Source organism: Streptomyces canus, assembly GCF_041435015.1.
GTDB classification, from domain to species: domain Bacteria; phylum Actinomycetota; class Actinomycetes; order Streptomycetales; family Streptomycetaceae; genus Streptomyces; species Streptomyces canus_G.
Genome location: NZ_CP107989.1, coordinates 4,644,246 through 4,671,137, shown reverse-complemented (window position 1 = coordinate 4,671,137; position 26,892 = coordinate 4,644,246). Strand labels below are relative to the sequence as shown.

General features: G+C 69.1%; 22 protein-coding genes. 8 read left to right on the top strand and 14 right to left on the bottom strand.

The window, feature by feature from the left end; all coding sequences use genetic code 11:
- Positions 1–9: 9 nt before the first annotated feature.
- From OG841_RS21080 to OG841_RS21060, 5 genes are all read right to left on the bottom strand, one after another.
- A complete protein-coding gene (locus OG841_RS21080) occupies positions 10–3,285 on the bottom strand; it encodes a type I restriction endonuclease subunit R (protein WP_371566500.1) in 3,276 nt (1,091 codons plus the stop codon).
- Positions 3,282–4,424: a restriction endonuclease subunit S gene (locus OG841_RS21075; protein ID WP_371566499.1), complete on the bottom strand. Its 1,143-nt coding sequence runs from the start codon at positions 4,422–4,424 to the stop codon at positions 3,282–3,284. Before OG841_RS21075 ends, OG841_RS21080 begins: the two co-directional genes overlap by 4 nt.
- Positions 4,424–6,073, bottom strand: a complete 1,650-nt coding sequence (locus OG841_RS21070; protein ID WP_371566497.1) for a class I SAM-dependent DNA methyltransferase — start codon at positions 6,071–6,073, stop codon at positions 4,424–4,426. Before OG841_RS21070 ends, OG841_RS21075 begins: the two co-directional genes overlap by 1 nt.
- Positions 6,074–6,189: 116 nt before the next feature.
- Positions 6,190–8,493 carry a hypothetical protein gene (locus tag OG841_RS21065; protein WP_371566495.1) on the bottom strand — a complete coding sequence of 768 codons (2,304 nt, stop codon included), beginning with the start codon at positions 8,491–8,493 and terminating at the stop codon, positions 6,190–6,192.
- Between the two features lie 7 nt (positions 8,494–8,500).
- Positions 8,501–9,175 carry a hypothetical protein gene (locus tag OG841_RS21060; RefSeq protein ID WP_371566492.1) on the bottom strand — a complete coding sequence of 225 codons (675 nt, stop codon included), beginning with the start codon at positions 9,173–9,175 and terminating at the stop codon, positions 8,501–8,503.
- A 383-nt stretch (positions 9,176–9,558) separates the two neighbouring features.
- Between OG841_RS21060 and OG841_RS21055 the strand changes: the two genes are divergently transcribed.
- Positions 9,559–10,320: a MerR family transcriptional regulator gene (locus OG841_RS21055; protein ID WP_371566491.1), complete on the top strand. Its 762-nt coding sequence runs from the start codon at positions 9,559–9,561 to the stop codon at positions 10,318–10,320.
- A 26-nt stretch (positions 10,321–10,346) separates the two neighbouring features.
- On the opposite strand, the gene OG841_RS21050 is transcribed toward OG841_RS21055, so the two are convergent.
- A complete protein-coding gene (locus OG841_RS21050) occupies positions 10,347–10,712 on the bottom strand; it encodes a YbjQ family protein (protein ID WP_057612411.1) in 366 nt (121 codons plus the stop codon).
- 132 nt (positions 10,713–10,844) lie between these two features.
- On the opposite strand from OG841_RS21050, the gene OG841_RS21045 reads away from it, so the two are divergent.
- Complete coding sequence (locus OG841_RS21045; RefSeq protein ID WP_371566490.1) at positions 10,845–11,723, top strand: DedA family protein; 879 nt, start codon at positions 10,845–10,847, stop codon at positions 11,721–11,723.
- A gap of 19 nt (positions 11,724–11,742) precedes the next feature.
- Here OG841_RS21045 and OG841_RS21040 read toward each other — a convergent pair whose 3' ends face one another.
- The gene (locus tag OG841_RS21040) at positions 11,743–13,410 is read right to left on the bottom strand and encodes a threonine/serine ThrE exporter family protein (protein ID WP_328640099.1); all 1,668 of its coding nucleotides are present in this window, start codon (positions 13,408–13,410) and stop codon (positions 11,743–11,745) included.
- 102 nt (positions 13,411–13,512) lie between these two features.
- Entirely contained in the window at positions 13,513–14,004 is a 492-nt protein-coding gene (locus OG841_RS21035; RefSeq protein WP_328640100.1) for an inorganic diphosphatase, read from the bottom strand.
- A 79-nt stretch (positions 14,005–14,083) separates the two neighbouring features.
- Between OG841_RS21035 and dacB the strand changes: the two genes are divergently transcribed.
- The 6 genes from dacB (at position 14,084) to folE (ending at position 21,706) form a co-directional block, all read left to right on the top strand.
- Positions 14,084–15,721 carry a D-alanyl-D-alanine carboxypeptidase/D-alanyl-D-alanine endopeptidase gene (dacB, locus tag OG841_RS21030; RefSeq protein WP_328640101.1) on the top strand — a complete coding sequence of 546 codons (1,638 nt, stop codon included), beginning with the start codon at positions 14,084–14,086 and terminating at the stop codon, positions 15,719–15,721.
- 66 nt (positions 15,722–15,787) lie between these two features.
- The gene (locus OG841_RS21025; RefSeq protein WP_328640102.1) at positions 15,788–16,912 is read left to right on the top strand and encodes a zinc-dependent metalloprotease; all 1,125 of its coding nucleotides are present in this window, start codon (positions 15,788–15,790) and stop codon (positions 16,910–16,912) included.
- 193 nt (positions 16,913–17,105) lie between these two features.
- Entirely contained in the window at positions 17,106–18,149 is a 1,044-nt protein-coding gene (gene tilS / locus OG841_RS21020) for a tRNA lysidine(34) synthetase TilS (protein ID WP_328640103.1), read from the top strand.
- Positions 18,150–18,222: 73 nt separating this feature from the next.
- A complete protein-coding gene (gene hpt / locus OG841_RS21015; RefSeq protein WP_266518604.1) occupies positions 18,223–18,762 on the top strand; it encodes a hypoxanthine phosphoribosyltransferase in 540 nt (179 codons plus the stop codon).
- 184 nt (positions 18,763–18,946) lie between these two features.
- Entirely contained in the window at positions 18,947–20,980 is a 2,034-nt protein-coding gene (gene ftsH / locus OG841_RS21010) for an ATP-dependent zinc metalloprotease FtsH (RefSeq protein ID WP_328643614.1), read from the top strand.
- Positions 20,981–21,100: 120 nt separating this feature from the next.
- A complete protein-coding gene (gene folE, locus OG841_RS21005) occupies positions 21,101–21,706 on the top strand; it encodes a GTP cyclohydrolase I FolE (RefSeq protein ID WP_328640104.1) in 606 nt (201 codons plus the stop codon).
- A gap of 39 nt (positions 21,707–21,745) precedes the next feature.
- On the opposite strand, the gene OG841_RS21000 is transcribed toward folE, so the two are convergent.
- The 6 genes from OG841_RS21000 to OG841_RS20975 form a co-directional block, all read right to left on the bottom strand.
- A complete protein-coding gene (locus OG841_RS21000; RefSeq protein ID WP_266561214.1) occupies positions 21,746–22,231 on the bottom strand; it encodes a DUF3180 domain-containing protein in 486 nt (161 codons plus the stop codon).
- A 68-nt stretch (positions 22,232–22,299) separates the two neighbouring features.
- A complete protein-coding gene (gene folK, locus OG841_RS20995) occupies positions 22,300–22,911 on the bottom strand; it encodes a 2-amino-4-hydroxy-6-hydroxymethyldihydropteridine diphosphokinase (protein WP_266561212.1) in 612 nt (203 codons plus the stop codon).
- Positions 22,908–23,267, bottom strand: coding sequence for a dihydroneopterin aldolase (gene folB, locus OG841_RS20990; protein WP_057612423.1), 360 nt, complete (start codon positions 23,265–23,267; stop codon positions 22,908–22,910). The genes folK and folB overlap by 4 nt, the downstream gene beginning before the upstream one ends.
- Before the next feature lie 237 nt (positions 23,268–23,504).
- Positions 23,505–24,008 carry a nuclear transport factor 2 family protein gene (locus tag OG841_RS20985; protein ID WP_328640106.1) on the bottom strand — a complete coding sequence of 168 codons (504 nt, stop codon included), beginning with the start codon at positions 24,006–24,008 and terminating at the stop codon, positions 23,505–23,507.
- Positions 24,005–24,865 carry a dihydropteroate synthase gene (folP, locus tag OG841_RS20980; protein ID WP_328640107.1) on the bottom strand — a complete coding sequence of 287 codons (861 nt, stop codon included), beginning with the start codon at positions 24,863–24,865 and terminating at the stop codon, positions 24,005–24,007. Before folP ends, OG841_RS20985 begins: the two co-directional genes overlap by 4 nt.
- Before the next feature lie 50 nt (positions 24,866–24,915).
- Positions 24,916–26,727 (bottom strand): phosphatidylglycerol lysyltransferase domain-containing protein, encoded by a 1,812-nt coding sequence (locus tag OG841_RS20975; RefSeq protein WP_371566487.1) that lies wholly within the window; start codon positions 26,725–26,727, stop codon positions 24,916–24,918.
- Between the last annotated feature and the right edge of the window lie 165 nt (positions 26,728–26,892).

Below are 26,892 nucleotides of genomic sequence, written 5' to 3'. Positions count from 1 at the left end.
CCGGGCCGGTCACGCCCACTCCTCCGCCTTGACCTCGGTCTGCTTCAGTACGCGGTCGATAGCGTCCGGCGCTGTGTCCGGCGGGTAGCCGTAGAGGCGGAGCAGGAGCTTGACCTTGCCGCGGATGCGGTCGCGGGCCTGGCCCTTGACGCGCCAGTCGACGGTGACGTCCTTGCGGACGAGATCGCACAGCTTGTGGGCGATCTCGGCGAGGACGCCCTGTCCCATCTCCAGGGCGGAGGGGTTGGCGGCGACAGCGTCGTAGAAGGCCAACTCGTCCTCGGTCAGACCGAGTTCCTCGGCGCGGTCTCGGTCCGCGGAGATCGTACGGGCCAGCTCGACAAGCATGTCCATGACCTCGGCGGAGTCGATGAGGCCGTTGTGGTACTTGTTCATGACCTCCTGCATCTTCTCCGTGAAGGCCTTCTGGCGTACGACGTTGCCCGGGTGGGCGTCCCGGATCTCCTGCTTGATGGCTCGGCGCAGGGCCTCGATGGCGAGGTTGGGATGACGGCCGGCCTTCATCGTGCGGAGGACGTTCTCGTCCAGGTGGGACAGGTCGGGCTTGGTGAGGCCGCTGGCGTCGTAGATGTCGACGACACCGTCCGCGACGACGGCCTCGGCGTTGAGCTGCTCGATCAGCCGGTTCACGTCGGCTTCGGTGGCGAGGCCGTCGTAGTACCGGTCGTCCGTAGTGAGCTTTTCGCGAGAGGTGCGGACGGACGAGTAGAAGCGGATGTCCGGCAAGAGGTCCTGCACGTCCGGATGGGTGGCGCACAGCGAGAACGACCGGGACAGCAGACGGGCGTGGTGCATGAACAACTGCTGCCGGGTGGGCTTGCCGGGCTCCAGATCCGGTTCGGCTTCCTTCAGGAATTCGAGGACGTCGTACAGGGCTTCCTTGTAGCCGTGGGCGTCCAGGGTCGCGCGCCAGGGGCAGGGGCGCAGCACGTCCCCGATCCTCTGATGCGTGCGCCGTACGGAGGCGCACGCCTCCTCGACGGGAGCACCGATGGTCCGGTTCTCCTGGTCGGGGGCGGAGTACTCGGCGAGGGCCGCGGTGATGTCCTGGGCGACGCCGAGAAAGTCGACGACCAGGCCGGAGGGCTTCTCGCCCCAGGTGCGGTTGACGCGGGCGATGGCCTGCATGAGGGCCGCGCCGCGCATTCGGCGGTCGAGATAGAGGGTGTGTAGGGGCGGGGCGTCAAAACCGGTCAGCCAGAGGGACTGGACGATGACGAGTTCGAGTTCGTCGTCCGGATCGACGACACGCCGCTGAATCCTCTTGAGCTGGACGGGGGTGCGGACGTAGTCGGCGACCTCGGGATCATCGTGGCCTGGGTTGCCGGTGAAGACGACCCGCACCTTGCCGGTGGTGTCGGGATACAGGCCGCTCGTCTTGTCGCGCTCTCCGGTCCACTCCGGGCGGCGGCGTGCGATGGCGTCGAAGAGCCGGGCGGCGATGGCACGGGAGGAGCAGACGATCATGCCCTTGCCGGTTGTGCCGGTGAGCTTGGTCATCTCGCGTCGGCGTACGTCCCAGTGCTCCAGGACGGTGGCGGCCAGCGCCTCTATCCGCTCGGGCGCGCCGATGAGGTCCTCGAACGCGGCGAACTTGCGTCGGGCGCGCTTCTGTTCGGCCTCGGACAGCCCCTCGACCAGTCCTTCGGCCTGGGCGTCGAGATCGTCGAGGTCGACGTCGTCGGGGAGCCGGCCCTTCAGCTTGACCTTGTGGAGGATCGCCTCGTAGTAGACGGGCACGGTTGCCCCGTCGTCCACAGCCTGTGTCAGGTCGTAGGTGTGGATGGTCGGCCCGAAGACGCCCTCGGTGCTGCCGGTGGTGTTGTCGATGGGCGTACCGGTGAAGGCGAGGAAGGTGGCGTTCGGGAGGGCGTCCCGGAGGTTGCGGGCGAAGCCGTCCTCGAAGTCGTAGTGGCTGCGGTGTGCCTCGTCGACGATGACGATGATGTCGCGACGCGGGGACAGGACGGGGTGGCGGGCGCCGGCCTCCCTCTCAGCCTTGCTGATACGGAACTTCTGGAGCGTGCTGAAGACGAGACCGCCGCCGTTCGGGTTCCGGGTGAGGAGTTCCTTTAGCTGCTTGGCGTCCGCCGCCTTTTCCGGCTGGCCGCCGATGATCCGGTGCAGGCTGTGGCTCCGGGCGAAGGTGCTGAAGAGCTGGCTGTCGAGGTCGATACGGTCGGTCAGCAGCACGATCGTGGGGTTTGACAGCTCGGGGGTGCGGGCCACCTTGCCGGTGTAGAAGAGCATCTCCTCGCTCTTGCCCGCGCCCTGCGTGTGCCAGACGACGCCCGCCCGCCCGTCGGTGGCGACGGCCGACCCGGTCGCGGCGACGGCCTTTTGCACGGCGAAGTACTGATGAGCCTTGGCGAGTTTGACGGTGTCGACGTCACCGCCGGTGCCTTCGGCCGAGTAAGAGAGGTAGGAGCCGACCAGGTCCAGGAACCGGCCGGGTTCGAGAGGTCCTTGGATCATCCGTTCCAGGGCCCGCCCGTCCTGCCACTCGCGCTTGCGGAGGAGGGTTCCTTCCTCATCCGCGTGCCAGGGGGCCATGTGCTGCCAGGGCGTGAACGGGGTACCGATCCGGGCGGTTATCCCGTCGGAGGCCACAGCGAGGAGAAGCGTCCGGAAGACACCGTCGGACTTCAGCTCACGCCGGTAGTTCTGGATCTGGTCGTAGGCCTTGCGGGAGTCGTCCGGGCCGCTGGCCTTCTTCAACTCAATGACGGCGAGGGGGAGTCCGTTGACATACAGGACGACGTCGAACACGAACTCCCGCTCACGGGCCCCACTACGTATGCGCACCTGGGAGGCGGCGACCAAGTCGTTGCCGTGCGGGTTGGCGAAGTCGACGACACGGACGGTCTCGTGCTTCTCGGTGTCGGTGAGAGGGTCCCGGTAGCCGACCTTGACCGCCTTGACGGTGAGCCGCTGGTAGAACTCCCAGTTCTGCCGAATGTCGGAACCGGGCGGCTGCTTGAGCAACTCGTCCATGGCCTCCGTGACGGCGGTCTCGGGCAGGTGGGGGTAGCGGGTGGCGATGGCGGTACGCAGACGGGGGTAGAGGACGAGATCGTCGAAGGACTTGCGCTGCCCGTGGGCGGGCCCCAGGTCCTTCCCGTCCACAGGCACCCACCCGAACTCCCCGAGCTGCTCCGTCGCGATGTGCTCCCAGTCCTTCTCGGAGAAGGTGAGCGCCTCGGCGTGGGAGACAGCGGCTTCGGGGAGGAGCCCTCCGAACGACTGTTCCCCATCGGCGGTCATACGGCGTCCTCCACGACACGTTCGGCGTCTTTGATGCGGAGCTTTCCGGTCACCAGTTGAGGGAGGAGGGTGTCGCGGAGGGCGGTGAGGGTGCGGTTCTCCCGCTTGGTCGCGCTGGCTCGCTCGACGAGGGGTACAACGGATCGACGGAAGTCATCGGCTGAGGCGCCGTTTTCGGGAAGCCTCACGCTGAGTTCCGCGATGCGGTCTGTCGCTAGACGGCCCGTGCCATGGCCGGCCAGGTCCACGAAACCGAGGATCTCTGGCGTGCTGGTCTTGATGGCCAAGAAGAGCGTGGCCGCATCGATTCCCGTGTGAGGGATCAACGCCTTGCAGTCCTGGCCGAAGGCGACTTCTCGTTGTGTGAGTCCGACTCGGAACTCTGAAGTCAGGCTCATTCCTCGCACGACGAAGATGATGCTGCCCTCGGGAGTGAGTCGAGTCCCGTTTTCGGCGCCAAGCGGCGTGACTCTACGCTCGGAGTCATCGATCCAGGGCGACTTGAGGCTAGCGGCCGAGATCCAAGGAATGTCACCGTCCCAGTAGCTTGGCTCGCTGGTCTTGGGGGTGCCCCCGGACAACCAACGTGCGGTTTTGCCCAGCCGAACGCTGTGCCAGCCCTCGTTGTAGGAGGACTTATAAGCGTACAGAGCCTCGGCGAGATGGAGCGCAGTCTCGGCAATCCGCTCGTTGACCGCGATTTTGTCGTCCAGTGCGCCGAGTACTTCAGAGATGGCCTGTTGCTCTGGAAATGACGGAATCGTGACAGGGATGCCCGCGATGTAATTTCGATTCAACGATTGCTGAGCGCTGCCAGAGTTGAACGCGGAGAAGTCCAAGTGGGAAAGTAGATGGTATACGTACTGAGGATCATTTGAGAGGAAGTCTTCGACGAACATCGCTGTGTTGAGTGGCCAGAAGGGACCCTCGACGTACGTGACGTTCCCCATTGAAGACCCGCTTCGACCGACAACGACTCCCGGTCCTTCAACCGGGCCCTGGTTGTGCCAACCGCTGATTCCGGCGGATCCCACCACGGGGTAGCTGCCTGCTTGCCGCGTGTCTGTTGGAAGGTCATACCCGCGCTTCAGACGAACCACGGAACTCAACGGCATCACTTTCCACGATTCCCCGGCCATCACAACCTCCCCAACTGCTCACGCACCACAGCCTCCATCCGCCCCGACTCCTCGAACAGCCCGAACAACTCCTTCGTCAGCCGGGCCACCCGCTCCTCCGCCAGCTCCGCGTCCGGATCCACATCCGCCTCAGCAACCCCCACATACCGCCCCGGCGTCAGCACGAAGTCGTGCTCCCGCAGCTCATCCAGCGGCACGCTCCGGCAGAACCCGGGCACGTCCTCGTACGGTCCGACGCCCTCGCCCTCAACCCCCCGCCATGCCCGGAACGCCCCCGCGATCCGCCCCAGTTCCTCCTCCGTCAGTACCCGCTCCGTACGCGAGGCCATGACGCCCAGCTCCCGGGCGTCGATGAAGAGGACCTCCCCTTTACGCTCCGGCACCCACTTCGAGTGCCGCCCCTTACCCTCCCCGAGGAACCACAGGCACGCCGGAATCTGCGTGGACCGGAACAACTGCCCGGGCAGCGCCACCATGCAGGCCACCAGGTCGTCCTCGACCATCGCGCGCCGGATGTCGCCTTCCCCACCCAACTTGCTGCTCATCGAGCCGTTCGCCAGGACGATGCCCGCCCGGCCGCCCGGTGCGAACTTGCTCGCCATGTGCTGGATCCAGGCGAAGTTGGCGTTGCCGACCGGGGGTGTGCCGTACGTCCAGCGGTCGTCGAGGCCCAGCAGCTCCCCGCCCCAATCGGAGATGTTGAACGGCGGGTTGGCCAGGACCACGTCCGCCTTCAGGTCGCCATGCTGGTCGTCGCGGAAGGAGTCGGCCGGGCCCTCGCCCAGGTCGGCCTCGATGCCGTGGATCGCGAGGTTCATGTGGGCCAGGCGCCAGGTCGTGAGGTTGCGCTCCTGGCCGTAGACGGCGACGTTCATGCGGTCGCCGCCGTGGGTCTCCACGAACTTCTCGGCCTGCACGAACATGCCGCCGGAGCCGCACGCGGGGTCGAGGACCCGTTCGCCCTCCTTCGGCTCCAGCATCTCGACGAGCAGCCGGACGACGCTCGGCGGAGTGAAGTACTCGCCGCCCTTGCGGCCCTCCTGGAGGGCGAACTGCGCGAGGAAGTACTCGTACACTTCACCCATCAGGTCCCGCGCGCCGACGCGTTGCCCGTCCTCGCCCACCTGGGCCTGGAAGGTGAGCCGGTCGAGGAGCTTCACCAGCCCGGCGAGGGTCGTCTCGTCGACCCGGCCGCTGTTGTACTGCTGGGGGAGCGTGCCCTTCTTCAGCGAGGTGTTGAACTTCTCGATCGTCTCCATGGCCGTGTCGATGACCTTGCCGAGGGTCGGGTCGTCCAGCGTGCCCTTGGCGCGCTCCAGGACGACCTCCCAACGGGCGGTCGGCGGCACGTAGAAGATTCCGGCGCCCGTGTACAGCTCGCGGTCCTCCAGGATCTGGGGGACCGCCGTCGCCGGGGGCTCGCCCTCGAAGCCGAGGTCGGTCAGCAGCCAGCCGCCGGGACGCAGCCCTTCCTCAAGCTGGGCCCGTTTCTCCTCCATCGCGGCCGACACGTACTTCAGGAACACGAGCCCGAGCACGAAGTGCTTGTACTCAGCGGCGTCCAGGCTTCCGCGCAGCTTGTCCGCGGACTTCCAGAGGATGGACTTCATGTCCTCCGGCTGGGCTTCCTTCTTCTTGCGCGGTGGCACGGGGGCTCTCACTTCTTTCCATGCGATGGGACACGTACTGCGAACACGGACCTGTACTGACCTTCATGGGCGCCGAACTTGCGCCGGTTGCGAAACTCTCCTCCGTCAGACGCCCCTTACCGTCGCCGCAACGCCAGGTCACCGTCGGCGACCCCCGCCGAAACCCGCTCGGCGAGACGGTCCAGCGCCTCCAACTGCCTGCGCACATCGGCGCGCAACCTCTCAGCCTCCGTAAGGATCTCCTCCAGCTCGGCGATCTCGTCGGCGGAGAGCTGCGGAAGATCCATGTCCCGCACGCTGACACGCCGTACGAGCGACCCACTGCCCCGATGCTGGTTGCGCGGTGCCTGGAGCAGCCGGGCCAGGGAGTGGGGGCGCATCCACAGGGCGTCGGGACGCACCGGCTCACTCAGGGCGACGTTCCGCACGTGATCGCGGTAGGCCACGATCCGCAGCCCCTGCACCGGGGCCAGCAGCACGCACCCGCCGACCGCGTCGACCTGGCAGCGCACCCCGTGCTCGGCGAGCAGGACGACATCGCCCTTCTCGGTGATCTTCGCCGACGGGTACGCCGCCAGATTCTCCGGGGCGATGCGCCGCGTCCCGACCGGCAGTTCCCCGAGCATTTCCTCACGTCCGACGACCGGCAGACCAGCGTCCCTGATGTCGGCCTCCTTGATGCGATGTCCGTTGAGCAGTGTCAGCTGCCCCGCCCGGAGGTGTTCGTCGAGCTTCCGGTGGCGTACCGGCACATCGCGCTTGGCGATTCCCATGTCGCCGAGCCACTCCCGGAGGTGAGGCATAGCCGCTGCGGCGGCCCGGCGCGCGCTGAGCGTCTCCTCGAAGTGGTCGACCCGCGGTTCGGGCGCGGCCAGTCGGTGGGCGGGCAGAACGGAGCGGTTGTCCAGCAGGTGCTCGCTGCCTCGTACGGAGGGCCGCACGCTGACGCGCCGCGCGTCCCGGTGGTCGTAGGCGACCTCTTTCGAGCTCTTTTCCTCGGGTCCCTCCTCCCCGGGCTCAGGAACCACGCCGGGGCGTGTCAGGGCGACCGTCCGCCCGATCCACGCGTCACCGTCTCCAGCCGTCCGCTGCGCGATCCGGTCGGCATCGACGAGGAGGACCGAACCGGGGCCGGCCGACGGTGGACGCAGGACGAGGAGCGCGTACTCGGCGCCCGTACGGAACGGATTGATACGGCGCGGAAGTTGGACGATCGCCTCCACACAGCCGCGTTCGAGGAGTGCCTGCCGCATGCCGATCGTGGGCGTCCGCACGGACGTCGGACCGGTCCCGCTCGTGCGGGTCAGAGTCCACGTGGGTACGACGACGTACGCGCGGCCTCCGGGTTCGAGCCGGCGGACGGCCTCCGCGGCCCACCACAGCGGGCCCTCGGTGTCCCGTTCGCGCTCGCCGGAGACGTAGGGAGGGTCGGCCAGGACGATGTCGGCGTGTGAGAAGGCGTACGGCTTGCCCGGAGCCCCGCCCCAGTCGCGTGGGGTGTCGAGGTCGGAGGGGGACGCGCAGACGTCGACGGTGCCCGCCTCGTAACTCATCAGCCGGTACCGCAGCAGCTTGCGCAGCAGCGGGTCCGGTTCGACAGCCACGAGCTCACCGTGTCCCCGGAGGTCCTCGTACGGACCACCGCCCATGGCGAGCAACAGTTCCCCGAGTCCCGCGCACAGGCTGATCGTGGAACGCTGGCCCGGACCGCCCTCGTTCGGTCCGATCAGCGCGGCGACCAGCGCGGCGACTCCTCGCGGTGTGACATCCATGACGAGGTCGGATTCGAGCCGTCTGGCGATCTCCAGGCCCTCGTCGTCCAGGCCGAGCAGTGCGTCGGCGGCCCAGCCGGGCGCGCCGATCTCGTCCATGAGTTCGTGGGCGGCCCGTACGACATCGGGGTCAGCCCCTTCGTACTCTGCGAGCAGCCCCTCCGGGAGGTACTCGGGGATCCAGCCCTTGCCCTCGGAGGACATGGCGATGACGGCCAGCGCCTGCGAGATGACGGTGTCCGCCGAACCCAGACGGTGCTTGAGCGCGACCAGACCGCGCAGGCGTAGGGCGCGGCGGAACCGGTCGCCGTAGGTGGGCAGTCGGCCGTTCTCGTCGGGTTCGGCGTCCGAAACGGCGCGCAGATCGAGCCAGTCCGCGATCTCCGCCGCGTCGAAGAGTGGTTTGCTCTCGCTGCCCGCGCCCGGAATCGGGTCGGGGAAGGGACGGCGGGAGTCGTTGGCGCCCTGCAGGACCTGCCGGGAGTGCCGCCGTCGCCAGTTGCTGACCGTGGGGCGTCCCACTCCGGCGAGTTCCTTGATCTCGCCGAGCGAGACGGGGGCGTACGACCGCGGTGCCGGTGCCGTCGGTTTCGCCTGAGAAGGTGTAGGCCTCTCCCAGGACATGAACGTGGGCTTCGAGCGGGGCATCACGGCCTCACAGCCTGACCGGCGCTGCGCCGGTCAGTACGAGAGGCTTGCGGTCGAGCACCTCGGGGATCTGGCTGAACTGCCGGTGCAGCTGGGCCTTCTCGGGTGACACGTACTCCATGAGCTGGAGCAACGTCTCGTAGTCCTTCCGCAGGTGGCGGTGGCAGATGCGCTCGTGATGCCCGATGCGGTTCCGGAAGCGCCGGACATGGTCCAACTGCTGCTGGAGGGCGCCGCGCCTGCCCTGGTACCCCCGAAAGGCGTGGCGCAGGGCGGGGTTCCAGAACTGCATCTCGTAGTTCTGGCCGCGGCCCGTCAGACCCACCCAGAAACCGAGCGTGAGCTTGGCGACCATGTCACCCGGGGCGACATTCGGCCCCAGTTCCTGCCGGAGGGCCAACTTGGCGCCGCTTACCTGCTGGAGACCCTTGGTGGTCAGCCGAACACGGGGGGAGTCCCACCAGTCGGCACGGCCGTAACGGCCGGCCAGCCTGGAGTGGAACGAGTTGCGCATCGAGACCTCGAAGTCGCGCAGCGCGCTCAGGAACGCACGGGACGCCTCGCCGTCCCAGTAGTACAGGCGCAGTGCGATCAGAGGGTCACCCCCGCACTCGTCGAGAAAAGGCTGGAACCTCTCGGCCGAGATCGCGTCGACGATCCGCTTGGCCTCTTCCTCCGTCACCACAGCCGCCCCCTGAATGAAAGATTCCGTGTTACCTTCGGAGACGTGAGCCCCGGAGTACTGTCACTGCTTTGCACACAGCCCGGGGCACAGCTTTTTCCGGCCCCGGGTCGCGACCCGAGGGCACGCCGGGAACCAGTTGCCGTGATGACCTGACCGCAACACCACTTTCAACGTGAGCCACACTCTACGGCGTTTCTAGTCGCAAGTCCAGCAACTGCTGAGAAGCGGGCTTCTCAGCAGTTGCTACGTCCTGAATAGGGGATGCGGGGACCTCAGTGGTGGAAGCCGGTCGCCGCGTCCGGAGATATCCATGCCGTGCTTGCACCTCACGCGGCGTGAGGAGCCACGGTGGAGCGCGTACCGAGAAGGGAGCGGACGAAGTGAGCTACTCCGTGGGACAGGTCGCGGGCTTCGCCGGCGTCACCGTGCGCACGCTGCACCACTACGACGACATCGGCCTGCTCGTGCCCAGCGAGCGCAGCCACGCGGGCCACCGGCGCTACAGCGACGGCGACCTCGACCGGCTGCAGCAGATCCTGTTCTACCGCGAGCTCGGCTTCCCGCTCGACGAGGTCGCCGCCCTGCTCGACGACCCGGCCGCGGACCCGCGCGCGCATCTGCGCCGCCAGCACGAGCTGCTGACCGTCCGGATCGAGAAGCTGCAGAAGATGGCGGCGGCCGTGGAGCACGCCATGGAGGCACGCACGATGGGGATCAATCTCTCGCCGGAGGAGAAGTTCGAGGTGTTCGGGGACAAGGACCCGGAGCAGTACGCGCAGGAGGCGGAACAGCGCTGGGGCGGCACGGAGGCGTACGCCGAGTCGCAGCGCCGCGCGGCCCGCTACACCAAGGACGACTGGAAACGCATGCAGGCCGAGGTCGCCGACTGGGGCGAGCGCTACGACGCCCTGATGGCCGCCGGTGACGCACCGACCTCCCCGGCGGCCATGGACATGGCGGAGGAACACCGGCAGCACATCTGCGCCTGGTTCTACGACTGCCCGTACGAGATGCATCGGGGCCTGGCCGAGATGTACGTGTCGGACGAGCGCTTCAAGGCGTTCTACGACTCCATGCGCCCCGGTCTCGCCGAGCACCTCAGGGACGCGATCGGGGCGAACGCGGCCCGGCACAGCGCCTAGGCCACGCCTCACCCCTGACCCGGGAGCTACTCCCGGGTCAGGACCACCGCCGTGCCGTAGGCGCACACCTCCGTGCCGACGTCCGCCGCCTCCGTCACGTCGAAGCGGAACATCAGCACGGCGTTCGCCCCACGCGCGCGTGCCTGCGCGACGAGCCGCTCCATGGCCTGGTTGCGGGTCTGCACCAGCGTCTTCGTGAGCCCCTTGAGCTCACCGCCGACCATGGACTTCAGCCCGGCACCGATCTGGCTGCCGAGGTGCCGGGAGCGCACGGTCAACCCGAAGACCTCGCCCAGGACTTCCTGGACCCGGTGGCCGGGTACGTCGTTCGTCGTCACCACGAGCACGTCTGGCTGGGGCCCCTGGCCACCGCCGAATTCGTCAATACCCATGGCTCACAGCTTTGTCCCAGACCGAGCACAGTGCATCCTGGGGAGCCGCATGGAACCTGGGCCACCACGGCTGCGTTGATACTTTTGGGCAGCCAGTCCCAGCCCGTCCCCACACGCAGGAGCCGCAATCCCGTGACCACGCTCGCGCTCGGCCCCGAGTGGCTCAGCCCCGACTATCTGATCGAGACCTTCAGCCTGCCAGGCATCCTGCTGATCGTCTTCGCGGAGTCGGGCCTCTTCGCGTTCCTGCCGGGCGACTCCCTGCTGTTCACGGCGGGTCTGTTCGTGGCCGAGGGGACCTTCATCAGCCAGCCCCTGTGGCTGGTCTGCGCGCTCATCGTGCTGGCCGCCGTCCTCGGCGACCAGGTCGGCTTCATGATCGGAAAGTTCTTCGGGCCGAGGCTCTTCAGCCGCCCCAACTCCAAGCTCTTCAAGCAGGAGAACCTGGAGAAGGCCCACGAGTTCATGGAGAAGTTCGGCCCCAAGGCCATCGTCCTGGCCCGCTTCGTCCCGATCGTGCGCACCTTCGCCCCCATCGTGGCCGGCGCCGGCCGGATGAAGTACCGCACCTTCCTGACGTACAACGTGATCGGCGGCGTGGCCTGGGGCACGGGCGTCACCCTCGCCGGCTACTGGCTCGGCCAGATCGACGCCATTAAGAAGAACGTCGAGGCGATCCTCGTCCTGATCGTCCTGGTCTCGGTGGTCCCGATCATCATCGAGTACCTCCGGGAGCGCGGAAAGAAGAAGCGGGCGGCGGCCCAGACCCCGCCCCAGCAGCCGTACCAGCCCATGGACGACGCGACGACCCAGCTCCGCCGCATCCCGTCGGACGACCCGCAGCAGCCCCCTCAGCAGCAGAACGGCTACGACCAGTACTACGGCCAGCAGCCGCAGCAACAGCAGCCGCAGCAGCCGTACGCCCAGCAGTACCCGCAGAGCTACGGCAACCAGCAATACGGCCGGCAGAACCAGCAGAATCAGCAGGACCCCTACAACCAGGGGTACTGAGAGCTGCCGGGGGCGCGGGTCAGAACCCCCGCGTCCTCTTGGCGGCCCGCCGCTTCCCCGCGGAACCGACCCTCAGGAACAGCCGGGAGATCTCGGACCCCAGGTTGACCCCGATGGCGATGGCCATGGCAAGCGCCGCCGCCTTCGACAGCGACACCAGCCCCTCGTCGACCTGGCTCTGAGCGATCGACAGCAACCCGAAGTACGTGGCGGACCCCGGCAGCAGCGGCCCGATCGCCGCGGTCGTGTACGGCAGCGCGGACGCGAACCGGTACCGGGACAGCAACTGCCCGAACAGACCGACGAGCCCCGCCGCGACGGCCGTGGAGGCGACCGGTGAGAACTCGCCCGTGTAGCGCATCGCGCCGTAGACACACCAGGCGACGCCGCCGTTCAACGTGACGGCCAGCACGGTGGATCGTTCCTGCTGCAGCAGCACGGCGAAGGTCAGCGACAGCAGCATCGACGCCGCGATCTGCCACAGCGGCCGCGAATCCGTCGACAGCGCCTCGTCGGGGTTGAGATACGCCCCCAGCTGCACGCCGACGTAGAGCATCACCAGCACGCCGACCACGATGCCCACGAAGAAGTACATGACCTCCAGGAGCCGGGCCGAGGCGGTGATGTAGAAGCCGGTCAGCCCGTCCTGCACGCCCGCCACCAGCGCCCGCCCCGGCAGCAGCGCGAACAGCCCACCGGTGATGACCGCGGACGCCTTCACGTCCACGTCGGCCAGCGTCAGCGCGATGCCGATCGCGGCGGGCGGCATCGCGGCGACCGTGAACTGGTAGAACTCCGGCAGCCCGCGCCCCGCGCACAGCCACGCCAGCCGGTCGCCGAGCATCGCGCCCAGCATGGCCGCGACGAACACGAGCAGGTCACCGCCGACCAGCACGGAGGCCGCCCCCGCGAGCAGCCCGCTCGCCAAGGTGAGCACCCAGGTCGGATAGGGGTGCCGGTTGCGGCGGATCTCCGCGAGCCGCCGGTAGGCCTCCTCCAGGGAGATGGCCGCCTCGGGGTCGCTGAGGTCGTCCACGAGCTGGAACACGGCCGCGAGGCGCGTGTAGTCGGTGCCGCGCCGCCGTACGGTCCTGGAGGCCGTCACGGGATCGTCCACGAGCGACGGCTGGTAGGTGACCGACAGCAGGGTGAAGGTGACGTTCGGCTCGCAGCGGTCCAGGCCGTAGGACCGGCAGACGGCGAACATCGCCGCCTCCACGTCCTCCGCGCCCTCACCGCCCGCGAGCAGCAACTCGCCGATACGCAGGGTCAGGTCGAGCACGCGCGGGACGGCCGGACCGGCATCGTCCTCGGACTTGTGCACCGGCTCCGGCGCGGGCCGCTCGGCCACCGGCATCCGCAGCATCGTGCGCATCCGGTCCTGCCAGGGCACGTCCTTGGTGAGGCTGACCACCGGTATGCCGGTCGGCGGGGTGAACGCGGGCGGCGCGTCCTTCGCGCTGTAGGTGCGGGGCGCGGTGAACGCCGACCCCTCCGACTCCGCGGCCGGCGGCTGCGGGACGTCCAGCCCCTTCGGGAGCGCGAACTCGGACGTGGTCTCCGGCTCGCCGCCGACGGTTCTGGGCATGGCGAGCCCGTCGGGAACGGCGAACTCGGACGTGATCTCGGAGTCGTAGAAACTCCTCGCCTCGTCCGACTGCGGCTTGCGGTGCTCCGCCTCCGTCACTCCGTAACGCTCCCTGAACGACACATTCCGTGGGGCCTCAGTATGCGCGGGCACACTGATAGGCCGCACGCGTGCGCGTGCGGCCCGTCAGAGGCACAGGGCTCAGTGGCCGCCCTGGTCCTTGAAGCGCTTGTAGGACCGCTCGATCTCGGCCTCGGCGTCGACGCGGCCGACCCAGTCGGCGCCCTCGACGGACTTGCCGGGCTCCAGGTCCTTGTAGACCTCGAAGAAGTGCTGGATCTCCAGGCGGTCGAACTCGGAGACGTGGTGGATGTCGCGCAGGTGCTCCTGGCGCGGGTCCGTCGCCGGGACGCACAGCAGCTTGTCGTCGCCGCCGGCCTCGTCGGTCATGCGGAACATGCCGATCGCACGGCACTTGATGAGGCAGCCCGGGAACGTCGGCTCGTCAAGAATGACCAGCGCGTCCAACGGGTCGCCGTCCTCGCCGAGAGTGTTCTCGACGAAGCCGTAGTCGGTCGGGTAGGCGGTCGAGGTGAAGAGTCGACGGTCCAGGCGGATCCGACCGGTCTCGTGGTCCACCTCGTACTTGTTCCGCGAACCCTTCGGGATCTCGATCGTGACGTCGAACTCCACCGGTGGCTCCTCCATGATCAACACATAGTTCTGGTGGTTAAGTGTCCCTCACGCTGGTGTGTGATCGCGAAAGGGGCTGTTGGTCGTGCCTGAACTGAGGCCTTGGCGGGCCGCGAGACCGCATGCGACGCGGGTCGCGAACGCCGTACGACCGCGTCTGGCACGCGCCGCGGGCGCCGTACGTCCAGGACTGACCCGGGTCACGGGCGCCGTGCAGCCGTATCTCGCACGGACCGTCGCCGCCGTAAAACCGCAGGTCACACGGCTTGCACGGATTCCTCGCCCGGAGGCCGTCAAGACCTGGCAGTACACCGCGGGCGCCGCCGGCGCCGGTCTGGCGCTGGCCGCCACCGTGGCGACCGCCGCCGGTCCGTGGGACTCCTCGGGTCAGCGTACGGCCGAGCGGGACCGGGCGGTCGCCCTCGAGCGGACGGGTGGCACAGATCACGGAGATGATTCCGGTACGACGGCCGCCGGGCCGCGTCCCGCTCCGAGCGCCCCGTCCGTGCTCACCGCACTGGGCGGCGGGGCCAACACGGTGAAGTCCGCCCCGACCGGCCAAGCGCTCGCCGCTGTCCTCGGCCCGCTCCTCGGCAACACCGCGCTCGGCACGCGCCACACGGCGGCCGTCGTGGACGTCGCCACCGGCAAGCGGCTCTACGGCGCGGGCGCCGGCACGGCACTGACCCCCGCCTCCACCACGAAGATCGCCACCGCCGTCGCCGCCCTGTCCGCCCTCGGCGCGGACCACCGCCTCATCACGCGCGCGGCCCTGGAAGCCGACACCAAGGAGCTGGTCCTCGTCGGCGGCGGCGACCCCACGCTCACCGCCCGCGCGGACGCCGAGGGCTGGGCGAGCCTGCGCGAACTGGCCGAGGAGACCGCCACGGCCCTGAAGAAGCGGGACATCACGACGGTCACGCTGTCCTACGACAAGACCCTCTACGCGGGCTCCGAGATCCACCCGATCGGGGTCAACGACAACCTCGCCCCCGTCAGCGCCCTGATGGTGGACGAGGCCCGCACCGACAACACGGCCAGTGGACCGGCGCCGCGTACGACGGACCCGGCGGCGGACGCGACCCGCACGTTCGCCCGGTTCCTGTCGGACAACGGCATCAGGACGACCTCACCCGGACCCTCCAAGGCGACCGGCCGCGCCGAGAACCTCGCCGAGGTCCTCTCGCCGCCCCTGTCCGCCCTGGTCGAACGCATGCTGACCAACAGCGACAACGACATCGCCGAGGCCCTCGCCCGCCAGACGGCCGTGGCGGACAGGCAGCGCGCCGACTTCGCGGGCGGCGGCAAGGCGATCCGTGCCCAGCTGAAGAAGCTCGGACTCCCGCTCTCCGGCGCCGACTTCCACGACGGCAGCGGACTCGACCGCGCCGACCGGCTCACCGCGGACCTGCTGACGTCCCTGCTGGTGAAGGCGGGCGACCCGGACCACCCCGACCTGAGACCCGCCCTCACCGGCCTCCCGGTGGCCGGCTTCACCGGCACCCTGACCAGCCGTTACACGGACGGCGCGGCAGGTGTCGTACGGGCGAAGACGGGCACCCTGACCGGGGTGAACACCCTGGCCGGGACGGTCGTGGACCAGGACGGCCGACTGCTGGCCTTCGCGTTCCTGACCTCGGACACGACGGATCCGGGAGCGGCGCAGAGCGCGCTGGATCGCACCGCTTCGGCGCTGGCGGCCTGCGGCTGTGGCTGACCCGGCACCCGCCTTGCCCTCCCGCGCGGCCTGCCCCAAGTGGGAACGCTCACGTACGGTTGACGCATGACGAGCATCGGTGGTGCCGAGATGGTCGACTGGAATCTCGCGGTGGCGACCGCGACCCGGCTCGTGCGGCCGGGCCCCGACGTGAGCCGCGACGAGGCCCGGGCCGTCGTAGCGGAACTGCGCCGGCACGCCAAGGCCTCGGAGGAACACGTCCGCGGCTTCACCCGGATGGGGACGGACGGCGTCCACGACACTCCCGTACTCGTCGTCGACCGCCCCGGCTGGGTCCGGGCGAACGTCGCCGGGTTCAGGGAAATCCTCAAACCGCTCCTGGAGAAGATGCAGGAACGGCGCGGCAACACCCCCGGCGGCGCGGTCCTCGGGGCCGTCGGCGGCAAGGTGACGGGCGTCGAGCTCGGGATGCTGCTGTCGTTCCTGTCCTCCCGCGTCCTCGGTCAGTACGAGACCTTCGCCCCGGCCACCCGCGAACTCCCGGCGGGGGAGAACGGCGGCGGCCGACTCCTCCTGGTCGCCCCGAACATCGTCCACGTGGAGCGCGAACTCGACGTCCAGCCCCACGACTTCCGCCTCTGGGTGTGTCTGCACGAGGAGACGCACCGCACGCAGTTCACGGGTGTGCCCTGGCTGCGTGACCATCTGGAGGGCGAAATCCAGTCGTTCCTCGCGGAGACCGAGGTCGATCCCATGACCGTCCTGGAGCGCATCCGGGAGGCCGCCCAGTCGCTGGCCGGCGGGCGTCCCGAGGGCGAGGAGGACGACGGCGGACGCTCCCTCGTGGAGATCGTGCAGACGCCGGCCCAGCGGGAGATCCTCGGCCGCCTCACCGCCGTGATGTCCCTCCTGGAAGGCCACGCCGACTTCGTCATGGACGGCGTGGGTCCGGCCGTCGTGCCGAGCGTCGCCGAGATCCGCGAGAAGTTCCAGCAGCGGCGGGCCAAGGGCGCCTCCCGTCTGGACATGGCCCTGCGCAAGCTGCTCGGCCTGGACGCCAAACTCCGGCAGTACCGCGACGGCGAACGCTTCGTGCGGGCCGTCGTCGACCAGGTCGGCATGGACGGCTTCAACCGCGTGTGGACCTCGCCCAACACGCTCCCCACCAAGACGGAGATCGCCAAACCGGCGGACTGGGTCGCGCGGGTGCACCGCAAGGCCGAGTCGTGAACCGTGTACGGACGTCGTGAGAGGAATCCGGCCGACGGCAGGCGAACGCCCCTTCAATCACCCGTCCGAGGGACCGTGAGCGAGGGGTAGGCGTGCAATGCTCGGGGAACGCCCCAGTTCTGTCACCATCTACACACTCTGAGTGACCGAACCTCGGGCTCACCCCCCGAAAACTTCATGAAGGGAACCGGACATGGGTCCCCATCCTGCGGTCGCGGCGATACGCCTGGCGGTCCGCCGCGTCCTCCACGACATCATCAACGACCATCACGCCTCCGCTGACCGTCCCGCTCCTGGCGAGCAGAGCCCCCACGAGCGCCCGCCGTCGCCGCTCGTACTCGTGGCCTGCTCCGGCGGTGCCGACTCCATGGCCCTCGCCTCCGCCCTCGCCTTCGAGGCTCCCAAGCTCGGCATCCGCGCCGGCGGCGTCACCGTCGACCACGGCCTCCAGCCCGGCTCCGACCTGCGCGCCGAGGAAGTCGCCCTCAGGCTGCGCGAACTCGGCCTGGATCCCGTCGAGTCCACCGCCGTGACCGTCGGCCGCGAAGGCGGTCCCGAGGCCGCCGCGCGCGACGCCCGCTACGCCGCCCTCGACGCCGCGGCCGAACGCCACGGCGCCGCCGCCGTCCTGCTCGGCCACACCCGCGACGACCAGGCCGAAACCGTCCTGCTCGGCCTCGCCCGCGGCTCCGGCACCCGCTCCCTGTCCGGCATGGCCGCGGTCTCGGGGGCCGACGGCCGTTATCGCCGGCCCTTCCTCGAACTCGACCGGCAGATCGCCCGCAAGGCCTGCATGGTCCAGTCCCTGCCCGTCTGGGACGACCCGCACAACACCGACCCCGCCTACACGCGCTCCCGGCTGCGCCACGAAGGCCTGCCCGCCCTGGAGAAGGCGCTCGGCAAAGGAGTCGTCGAGGCCCTCGCCCGTACGGCCCAGCTCTCCCGCGACGACGCCGACGCCCTCGACGCCTGGGCCCGCCGGGCCGAAGCCTCCGTACGCGACGCCGCGGGCCTCCTGGAGTGCGCCAAGCTCTACGCCCTGCCGCCCGCCGTGCGCCGCCGCATCCTGCGCCAGGCGGCCATCGAGGCAGGCGCCCCGGCCGGTTCCCTCTTCGCCCGTCACATCGAGGAAGTCGACCGTCTGATCACCGGCTGGCGCGGCCAGGGAGCCATCAATCTCCCGGGCAAGGTCGTCGCCCAGCGGCAGGGTGGCAGACTGGTGATTCGGCAAGGCTGAACCCTTTGCTCCCCTCGGGGGGTGACGGACGGCTGGTGGGACGACCGAAAGTGATGCGGTGGACGCGAAAGACATGGGTGCCGACCTCAAAGAGGTACTCATCACCAAGGAAGAGATCGACGCGAAGCTCGTGGAGCTCGCCGCGAAGATCGACGCGGAGTACGCGGGCAAGGACCTGCTGATCGTCGGCGTCCTCAAGGGCGCGGTGATGGTCATGGCCGACCTCGCGCGGGCGCTGTCCACCCCTGTCACCATGGACTGGATGGCCGTGTCGTCGTACGGCGCGGGCACCCAGTCCTCCGGCGTGGTGCGGATCCTCAAGGACCTCGACACCGACATCAAGGGCAAGCACGTCCTGATCGTCGAGGACATCATCGACTCCGGCCTGACGCTGTCCTGGCTGCTGTCCAACCTGGGCTCCCGCGAGCCGGAGTCGCTCAAGGTGTGCACCCTGCTGCGCAAGCCGGACGCCGCCAAGGTCGCCATCGACGTCGAGTGGGTCGGCTTCGACATCCCCAACGAGTTCGTCGTCGGCTACGGTCTCGACTACGCCGAGAAGTACCGCAACCTCCCGTTCGTCGGTACGCTCGCGCCCCACGTCTACGGCGGCTGAGCCAGACGGCTCAAGCCCTGTAAGACGATCGGGAACCCCAGCGGGTTTCGCGCCGTTGGAGCATCAGACGGGTTCGTGAAGCCCTCCCGTGCGGCTTCGGCCCACAATGCTGGGGTACCGTCAGAAGAACTGTCTTATCAAACTCACTATGGCAGGAGGGACGGGGCGGCACCGCTCCGTATGGATGGACGTGAAGCGATACTTCCGTGGGCCGGTCATGTGGATCGTGCTGGCCGTCCTTGCCGTGGTCGTGTTGATGCAGGTCGTCGGCTCGTCCGGCGGCTACAAGACGGTGGACACCGGCCAGGTCGTCCAGGCGATCAATGACAACAAGGTCGAATCAGCCAAGCTCACCACCGGCGACGAGAACACCATCAAGGTGCAGCTCAAGGACGGCGAAAAGGTCGAGGGCAGCTCGAAGATCCAGGCGAGCTACATCGGCGACCAGGGCGTGACCATCGCCAACACGCTGCAGACCAAGTACCAGGACAAGCAGATCCCCGACGGGTACACCGTCTCGCCGACGAAGCAGAACGCCTTCGTCGGGATCCTGCTCTCCCTGCTCCCCTTCGTCCTCATCGTGGTCGTCTTCCTGTTCCTGATGAATCAGATGCAGGGCGGCGGCTCCCGGGTCATGAACTTCGGGAAGTCCAAGGCGAAGCTCATCACCAAGGACACCCCGAAGACGACGTTCTCGGACGTCGCGGGCTCGGACGAGGCGGTCGAGGAGCTCCAGGAGATCAAGGAGTTCCTCCAGGAACCGGCGAAGTTCCAGGCGGTCGGGGCCAAGATCCCCAAGGGCGTACTGCTGTACGGCCCTCCCGGCACCGGCAAGACCCTGCTCGCGCGCGCCGTCGCGGGCGAGGCCGGTGTCCCCTTCTACTCGATCTCGGGTTCCGACTTCGTCGAGATGTTCGTCGGTGTCGGTGCCTCCCGAGTGCGTGACCTCTTCGAGCAGGCCAAGGCGAACGCCCCGGCGATCGTCTTCGTCGACGAGATCGACGCGGTCGGCCGCCATCGCGGCGCCGGCCTCGGCGGCGGTCACGACGAGCGCGAGCAGACGCTGAACCAGCTGCTCGTCGAGATGGACGGCTTCGACGTCAAGGGCGGTGTGATTCTCATCGCCGCGACGAACCGGCCCGACATCCTCGACCCGGCCCTCCTGCGCCCCGGCCGCTTCGACCGCCAGATCGCGGTCGACCGCCCGGACATGCAGGGCCGTCTGGAGATCCTCAAGGTCCACCAGAAGGGCAAGCCGGTCGCTCCGGACGTCGACCTCTCGGCCGTCGCCCGCCGCACCCCGGGCTTCACCGGCGCGGACCTGTCGAACGTGCTGAACGAAGCGGCGCTCCTCACGGCGCGCAGCGACAAGAAGCTCATCGACAACCACTCGCTGGACGAGGCCATCGACCGTGTCGTGGCGGGCCCGCAGAAGCGGACCCGGATCATGTCGGACAAGGAAAAGAAGATCACCGCGTACCACGAGGGCGGACACGCCCTGGTCGCGGCGGCTTCCCCGAACTCCGACCCGGTCCACAAGATCACGATCCTCTCGAGAGGCCGTGCTCTGGGCTACACCATGGTCCTGCCGGACGAGGACAAGTACTCGACCACGCGCAACGAGATGCTGGACCAGCTGGCCTACATGCTGGGCGGCCGCGCGGCCGAGGAACTCGTCTTCCACGACCCGACCACCGGTGCTGCGAACGACATCGAGAAGGCCACCGCAACGGCCCGCGCGATGGTCACGCAGTACGGCATGACCGAGCGTCTCGGAGCCATCAAGTTCGGTGGCGACAACACCGAGCCGTTCCTCGGTCGTGAGATGTCGCACCCGCGTGACTACTCGGAAGAGGTCGCCGCGCTGGTCGACGAAGAGGTCAAGAAGCTCATCGAGACGGCGCACAACGAGGCCTGGGAGATCCTGGTCGAGAACCGCGACGTCCTCGACGCGCTGGTGCTTCAGCTGCTGGAGAAGGAGACGCTGAACAAGGAGCAGATCGCCGAGGTCTTCGCTCCCATCGTCAAGCGTCCCCCGCGGCCGGCCTGGACCGGCTCCTCCCGCCGCACGCCGTCCACCCGTCCGCCGGTGCTCTCCCCGAGGGAGCTCGCACTGACGAACGGCGCCAACGGCGCGGCCCCGGCGATCACCACCGCCAAGGCCACCTCGTCGGAGCCGGTCACGGACGCGGTTCCCGAGGAGCGTCCCGAGAGCTGACGCTCACCCGTCCGCCCCGGTGAGCTCACCGGACCCGGAATGGATGCCGCGCCCCCCAGGTTTTAGCCTGGGGGGCGCGGCGTTTTTCGGCCGTGAGGGACTCTAGGAACGAGGCACCAGATGACCGACCCCGTGACGCTGGACGGCGAGGGCTCCATCGGCGATTTCGACGAGAAGCGCGCCGAGAACGCCATCCGCGAGCTGCTGATCGCGGTCGGTGAGGACCCGGACCGAGAGGGCCTGCGGGAGACTCCGGCGCGGGTGGCCCGGTCGTACAAGGAGATATTCGCGGGGTTGTGGCAGAAGCCCGAGGACGTGCTGACCACGACGTTCGACCTGGGGCACGACGAGATGGTGCTCGTGAAGGACATCGAGGTGTACTCGACCTGCGAGCATCACCTGGTGCCGTTCCGGGGCGTCGCCCATGTCGGATACATCCCGGCCACCACGGGCAAGATCACGGGGTTGTCGAAGCTGGCCCGGCTCGTGGACGTCTATGCGCGCCGGCCGCAGGTGCAGGAACGACTCACCACGCAGATAGCGGATTCCCTGATGGAGATCCTGGAGCCGCGTGGCGTGATCGTCGTCGTGGAGTGCGAGCACATGTGCATGTCGATGCGGGGCATCCGCAAGCCCGGTGCGAAGACGCTCACGTCGGCCGTGCGCGGTCAGCTGCGGGACGCGGCGACGCGCAACGAGGCGATGAGCCTCATCATGGCGCGCTGACCGGCCGGGCTGTTTCGGACCTTCAGTCGACTTCGGGCCTCACGCCGTCGACGCGGCGCCCGTGTTCCGGTCGTCGTCCTCCGGAAGCTTGCACACACGCTCCAGGAAGATGGCCGCCGCTATCACCGCGATCCCTGCCAGGACCGAGAAGCCCGCGTAGATGGCCTGGTCCCGGCGGGCGGGGATGTCGAGGGATTCCAGGAGGAAGACGCCGGTGCCGCCGTACATTCCGGAGACGAGGGCGGCGACCAGGGCGCTGGCCTGTCCGAAGACGACCGCGCGGGCGGCCATCAGCGGGTCGACGCCCTTCGCCTCGGGGACGCGCTCGCGCTGGGCCTTCAGACGGGCGCGGATGGAGAGCGCCGTGGCCATGAGGACCACGGCGATCAGGGCGAGAACGATGGGGGCGGCCAGCGGGACGCTGGGCAGGGTCCCGACCGAGTTCCACAGGCGGGCGCCCGCCCAGGACAGGATCCCGGCCACGGCGAAGACGCCGGCCAGCAACCTGATGCGCAGCTCTCTCACGGTGCCCCTTCAGCTCCCCCGAGGTCCTTGGGCTGTCCCACGGACTGTGGTCGTCTTGACCTTAACGGCTATTCGGGCAGCTGGAGTTCCAGGTCCTTGCGGGGTTCCACGCCGTTTCGCGTGACGGTGTCGAGGAGTTCGGCGACCGGGCCGCGGCCGGGCAACTGGGCCTCGGGTTCCACGTCGTGCCAGGGGACGAGCACGAACGCGCGCTCATGGGCGCGGGGGTGAGGCAGGGTGAGGACCGGATCGTCGGAGACCACCTCGGCGTACGCGACGATGTCGACGTCGAGGGTGCGCGGGCCCCAGCGCTCGTCCCGCACCCGGTTGAAGGCCTCCTCGACCGCGTGCGCCCGCTCCAGCAGGGAGGACGGGGGGAGCGTGGTCTTCAGCACGACGACCGCGTTGAAGTACGACGGCTGGCTGTCGGCCGCCACGCCCCACGGCTGCGTCTCGTAGACGGGGGAGACGGCCTTGATGCGGACCCCGGGCGTGTCCTCCAGGGCGTCGATGGCCCCCTGGAGGGTCTCCAGGCGGTTGCCGAGGTTGGAACCGAGGGAGAGCACGGCCCGCTTCGGGTTGTGGAGGGTGGTGTCGGCGGCGTCCACCTGCTGCACGACGGAGGCGGGCACCGGCTGTACGGTCGGGTCGCTGTGACCCGCGGCGAAGGACGCGGTCATACTCGGCTCCGGGTGATGGTGACGGTCACGTCGTCGAAGGGCACGGTGATCGGTGCGTCGGGTTTGTGGACCCTGACCTCGACCTCCTCTACCCCTTCGTGCTTCAGACAGGCCTGGGCGATGCGCTCGGCGAGCGTTTCGATGAGGTTGACGGGTTCGCCCTCGACGACGGCCACGACCTCCTCCGCCACGATGCCGTAGTGCACGGTCTTCGTCAGGTCGTCGTCGGCGGCGGCCGGCCGGGTGTCCAGTCCCAGGACGATGTCCACGATGAAGGTCTGGCCCTCCTCGCGCTCCTTGGGGAACACACCGTGGTGCCCGCGGGCCTTCAGGCCGCGCAGCGCGACACGATCCACGCGAATCACTCCTGCAATCGTCGGTGACGGCCGGTCCGTACCGCGTGCGGGCGGTACACCGGCCTCGAACGAATCTACCTGCGAGCACCGACAGGGCCGGGCCACAGGGGCGCGGGCCGATGCCGGGCCCCGGAGGTTTCACGGTGTGTTTCCCCTGGGGAACCCGGCGGCTCACGGGTTGGTAGCCGCCCATACCCAGGGGTTCGTGATTCCAACCACTTGTTGGTCCCGACGGGTTCAGGAAGGGGCTTCCCCGTCCTCGTCCTCGTCGTTCTCGGCCAGCACCGGAGAGGCGTGGTGGGACCACATCTTCCAGCCCTCGGGGGTGCGGCGGAACACGTTCGTGGCGACCACCAGCTGGCCGACGAGTGGTCCGAGCTCCTCGCCGCCCTCGGGTGCCGGGCCGCCGCTGAGGATGTTCTCGGTGCATGTCACCAGGGCGGTGTCGCCCGTCACGGAGACGTGCACGTCCGTGAGGAAGAACTGGATGTAGTCCGTGTTCGCCATGATCAGCGCGTACGACCTGAGGACCTCGCCGCGGCCGGTCAGCACGGGCCAGCCGGGGTGCACACAGGAGACCACGCCGACGTCGGCCGGGTCGTGGTACTCCTCGTCGACACCCAGGTCGGCAGGGGTGAGCCAGAACGAGGACAGCTCCTCGAAGTCACCGTGCTCCAGCGCCTCGTAGAAGGCGGTGTTGGCGGCTTCCACCTGTTCCACGTCGGTGTGGGGGGCGCTCACCGGGCTCCTTCCACGGCGCGGGCGACCCGTACCGCGTCCGCCGTCGCGCGCACCTCGTGCACGCGCACCGCCCACGCGCCGGCGTGCGCCGCGAGGGCGGAGACGGCGGCCGTGGCGGCGTCGCGCTCCCGCGCGGGCGGCGGGGCGCCTTCCGGACCGGCGAGGACACGGCCGAGGAACCGCTTGCGGGAGGCGGCGACGAGGACGGGGTGGCCGAGGCAGAGGAGGCGGTCGAGGTGGGAGAGGAGGACCAGGTCGTGCTCGGCGTCCTTGGAGAAGCCGAGGCCCGGGTCGACGACGACACGGTCGGCAGGGATGCCGCCCGCGAGGACGGCGTCCACACGCGTGTGGAGCTCGTCGACGACCTCGGCGACGACGTCGGCGTAGACGCCCTTGACGTTGCCGCCCTCCAGGAAGCCGCGCCAGTGCATGACGACGAAGGGGGCGCCCGCGTCGGCGACGACCGGGATCATCGCGGGGTCGGCGAGACCGCCGCTGACGTCGTTGACGAGGGCCGCGCCGGCGGCGAGGGCCTGTTCGGCGACGGAGGCGCGCATGGTGTCGACCGAGACGGTGACGCCTTCGGAGGCGAGGCCGCGGACGACGGGGATGACGCGCCGGAGCTCCTCGTCCTCATCGACCCGGGTGGCTCCGGGGCGGGTGGACTCGCCGCCGACGTCGACGAGGTCGGCGCCCTCCTCGACGAGGGCGAGGCCGTGCTTGACGGCGGCCGTGGTGTCGAACCAGCGGCCGCCGTCGGAGAAGGAGTCGGGGGTGACGTTCACGACCCCCATGACCGCGCAGCGGTCCCATTCCGGAAGCCCGGCGACGCGCCCGCGTCCGCTCTGCTTGCTCATGCGTTCAGCCTAGGCCCAGCGTGGGGCGCCGGGACCGCGCGGCCTGTGGCTCAGGCCGCTCTGACGTCCCGCTCCGCGACCGCGTGGGCACACGCGCGTGCGGTGTGCGAGCGGCGGCGCAGGAAGCGCGGCAACGGCAGGGCCAGGTTGACGAAGCCCTCCGCCTGCATGGCGGCGAAGCCGATGCGCGGGAGGTCGCCGGAAGCCCGGTAGACGACGAAACGGGGTTCCCAGCGGGGCTGGAACTTGGCGTTGAACTTGTACAGGGATTCGATCTGGAACCAGCGGGACAGGAAGACCAGCAGACCCCGCCAGGCGCGCAGCACGGGACCCGCGCCGATCTTCTCGCCGCGTGCCAGCGCCGCGCGGAACATCGCGAAGTTGAGGGACACGCGCGTGATGTCGAGTTTCGGGGCCGCCTGGAGGGCCGCCACGATCAGCAGTTCGTTCATGCCGGGGTCCGCCGAGCGGTCCCGCCGCATCAGGTCCAGGGAGACGCCGTCCGTGCCCCACGGTACGAAGTGCAGGATCGCCTTCAGATCGCCGTAGGGACCGGGCCGGCCGTCCGCCTTGTGGGCGGTGGCGATGAGGCAGTCGCCGTCGGCCAGATCGCCGATGCGACCCAGGGCCATGGAGAAGCCACGCTCGGTGTCGGTGCCGCGCCAGTCCTCGGCGGCCTGCCGGATCCGCTCCAGCTCGGTCTCCCCGAGGTCACGGACGCGCCGCACCCGGGTCTCGTAACCGGCCCGCTCGATGCGCTTGACCATCTGGCGCACATTGCGCATCGCGCGGCCGGCGAGCGAGAAATCCGCGACGTCCACCACCGCCTCGTCGCCCAGTTCGAGGGCGTCCAGGCCGGTCTCGCGGGTCCACACCTCGCCGCCGGTCTCCGAACAGCCCATGACGGCGGGTGTCCAGGAGTGCGCCTGGGCCTCGTCCATGAAGCGCTCGATCGCGCCCGGCCAGGCCTCGACGTCGCCGATCGGGTCGCCGCTGGCGAGCATCACGCCGGAGACGACGCGGTAGGTCACGGCCGCCTTGCCGCTGGGGGAGAAGACGACGGCCTTGTCGCGGCGCAGCGCGAAGTGACCGAGGGAGTCACGGCCGCCGTGCTTGGCCAGCAGGGCTCGCAGGCGGCTCTCGTCCTCTTCCGTGAGCTGGGCGGCCGGGTGCTCGGGGCGGAAGGCGAGATAGATCGTGGTGATCGCCGTGAGCAGGCCCAGGGCGCCCAGGGAGGCGCCGACGGTCCAGGAGGTGTCGCCCTGGTAGTCGACGGGGCCCTCGAAGCCGAAGAGGCCGTACAGGACGTGCGTGATGCGATCGGCCAGGCTCGGGTTTCCGACCATGCGGTTCGGGTGGGCGCTGACGATGATCAGCCCGAGCGCGACGGAACCGGCGCCCATGAGCACGAAGTTGGCGAGCGCGCGCCAGCGGCTGCGCGGGTCGGGCAACGCCCTGAACTGGTCGCGGTGGCGCAGCAGCGGCGCGAGCAGGGCGAGCGAGATGGCCGCCCCGACGAGTGAGTGACGGTACGTGAACTGCGCCAGCGCGCCCGCCGGCAGCAGTGCCACGGCCGCCCGCCAGGCCCGGCGCTTGCGGCGCCTGAGTCCGTGGGCGAGCAGCAGCAACAGCACACCGGTGCTGAGCGAGAGCGCGGCCGCGAACGGGCCGAGCGCGCCGGGCAGTACCTCGGCCATGGTGTGCATACGACTGTGCCGGAAGCGCGGAAAGACGCCGGCGGCGATGTCCAGAAGGCCTACGAGAGCGCAGGCTCTGGCGACGAGGACGGGGACGGCCTCGGGGCGCGGTCCGTGCAGTGCACGCCGCAGCCGTGTTGATCGGATCGGAACCCCGCCCGACATTTCCTCATCTGTCCTGACAGACATCGCATCCCATGGTTCTGCGAGTGACTCTGGATCCGGAGCCCTGATTCGGGCATCCGGCGACATTGCGCCCTCTAGGACGGTGTCTCGTGAGGAGAGGTTCACTCATCTCCTCAAAGCCGTTTCAAAGGCCGAGGAAAGCGA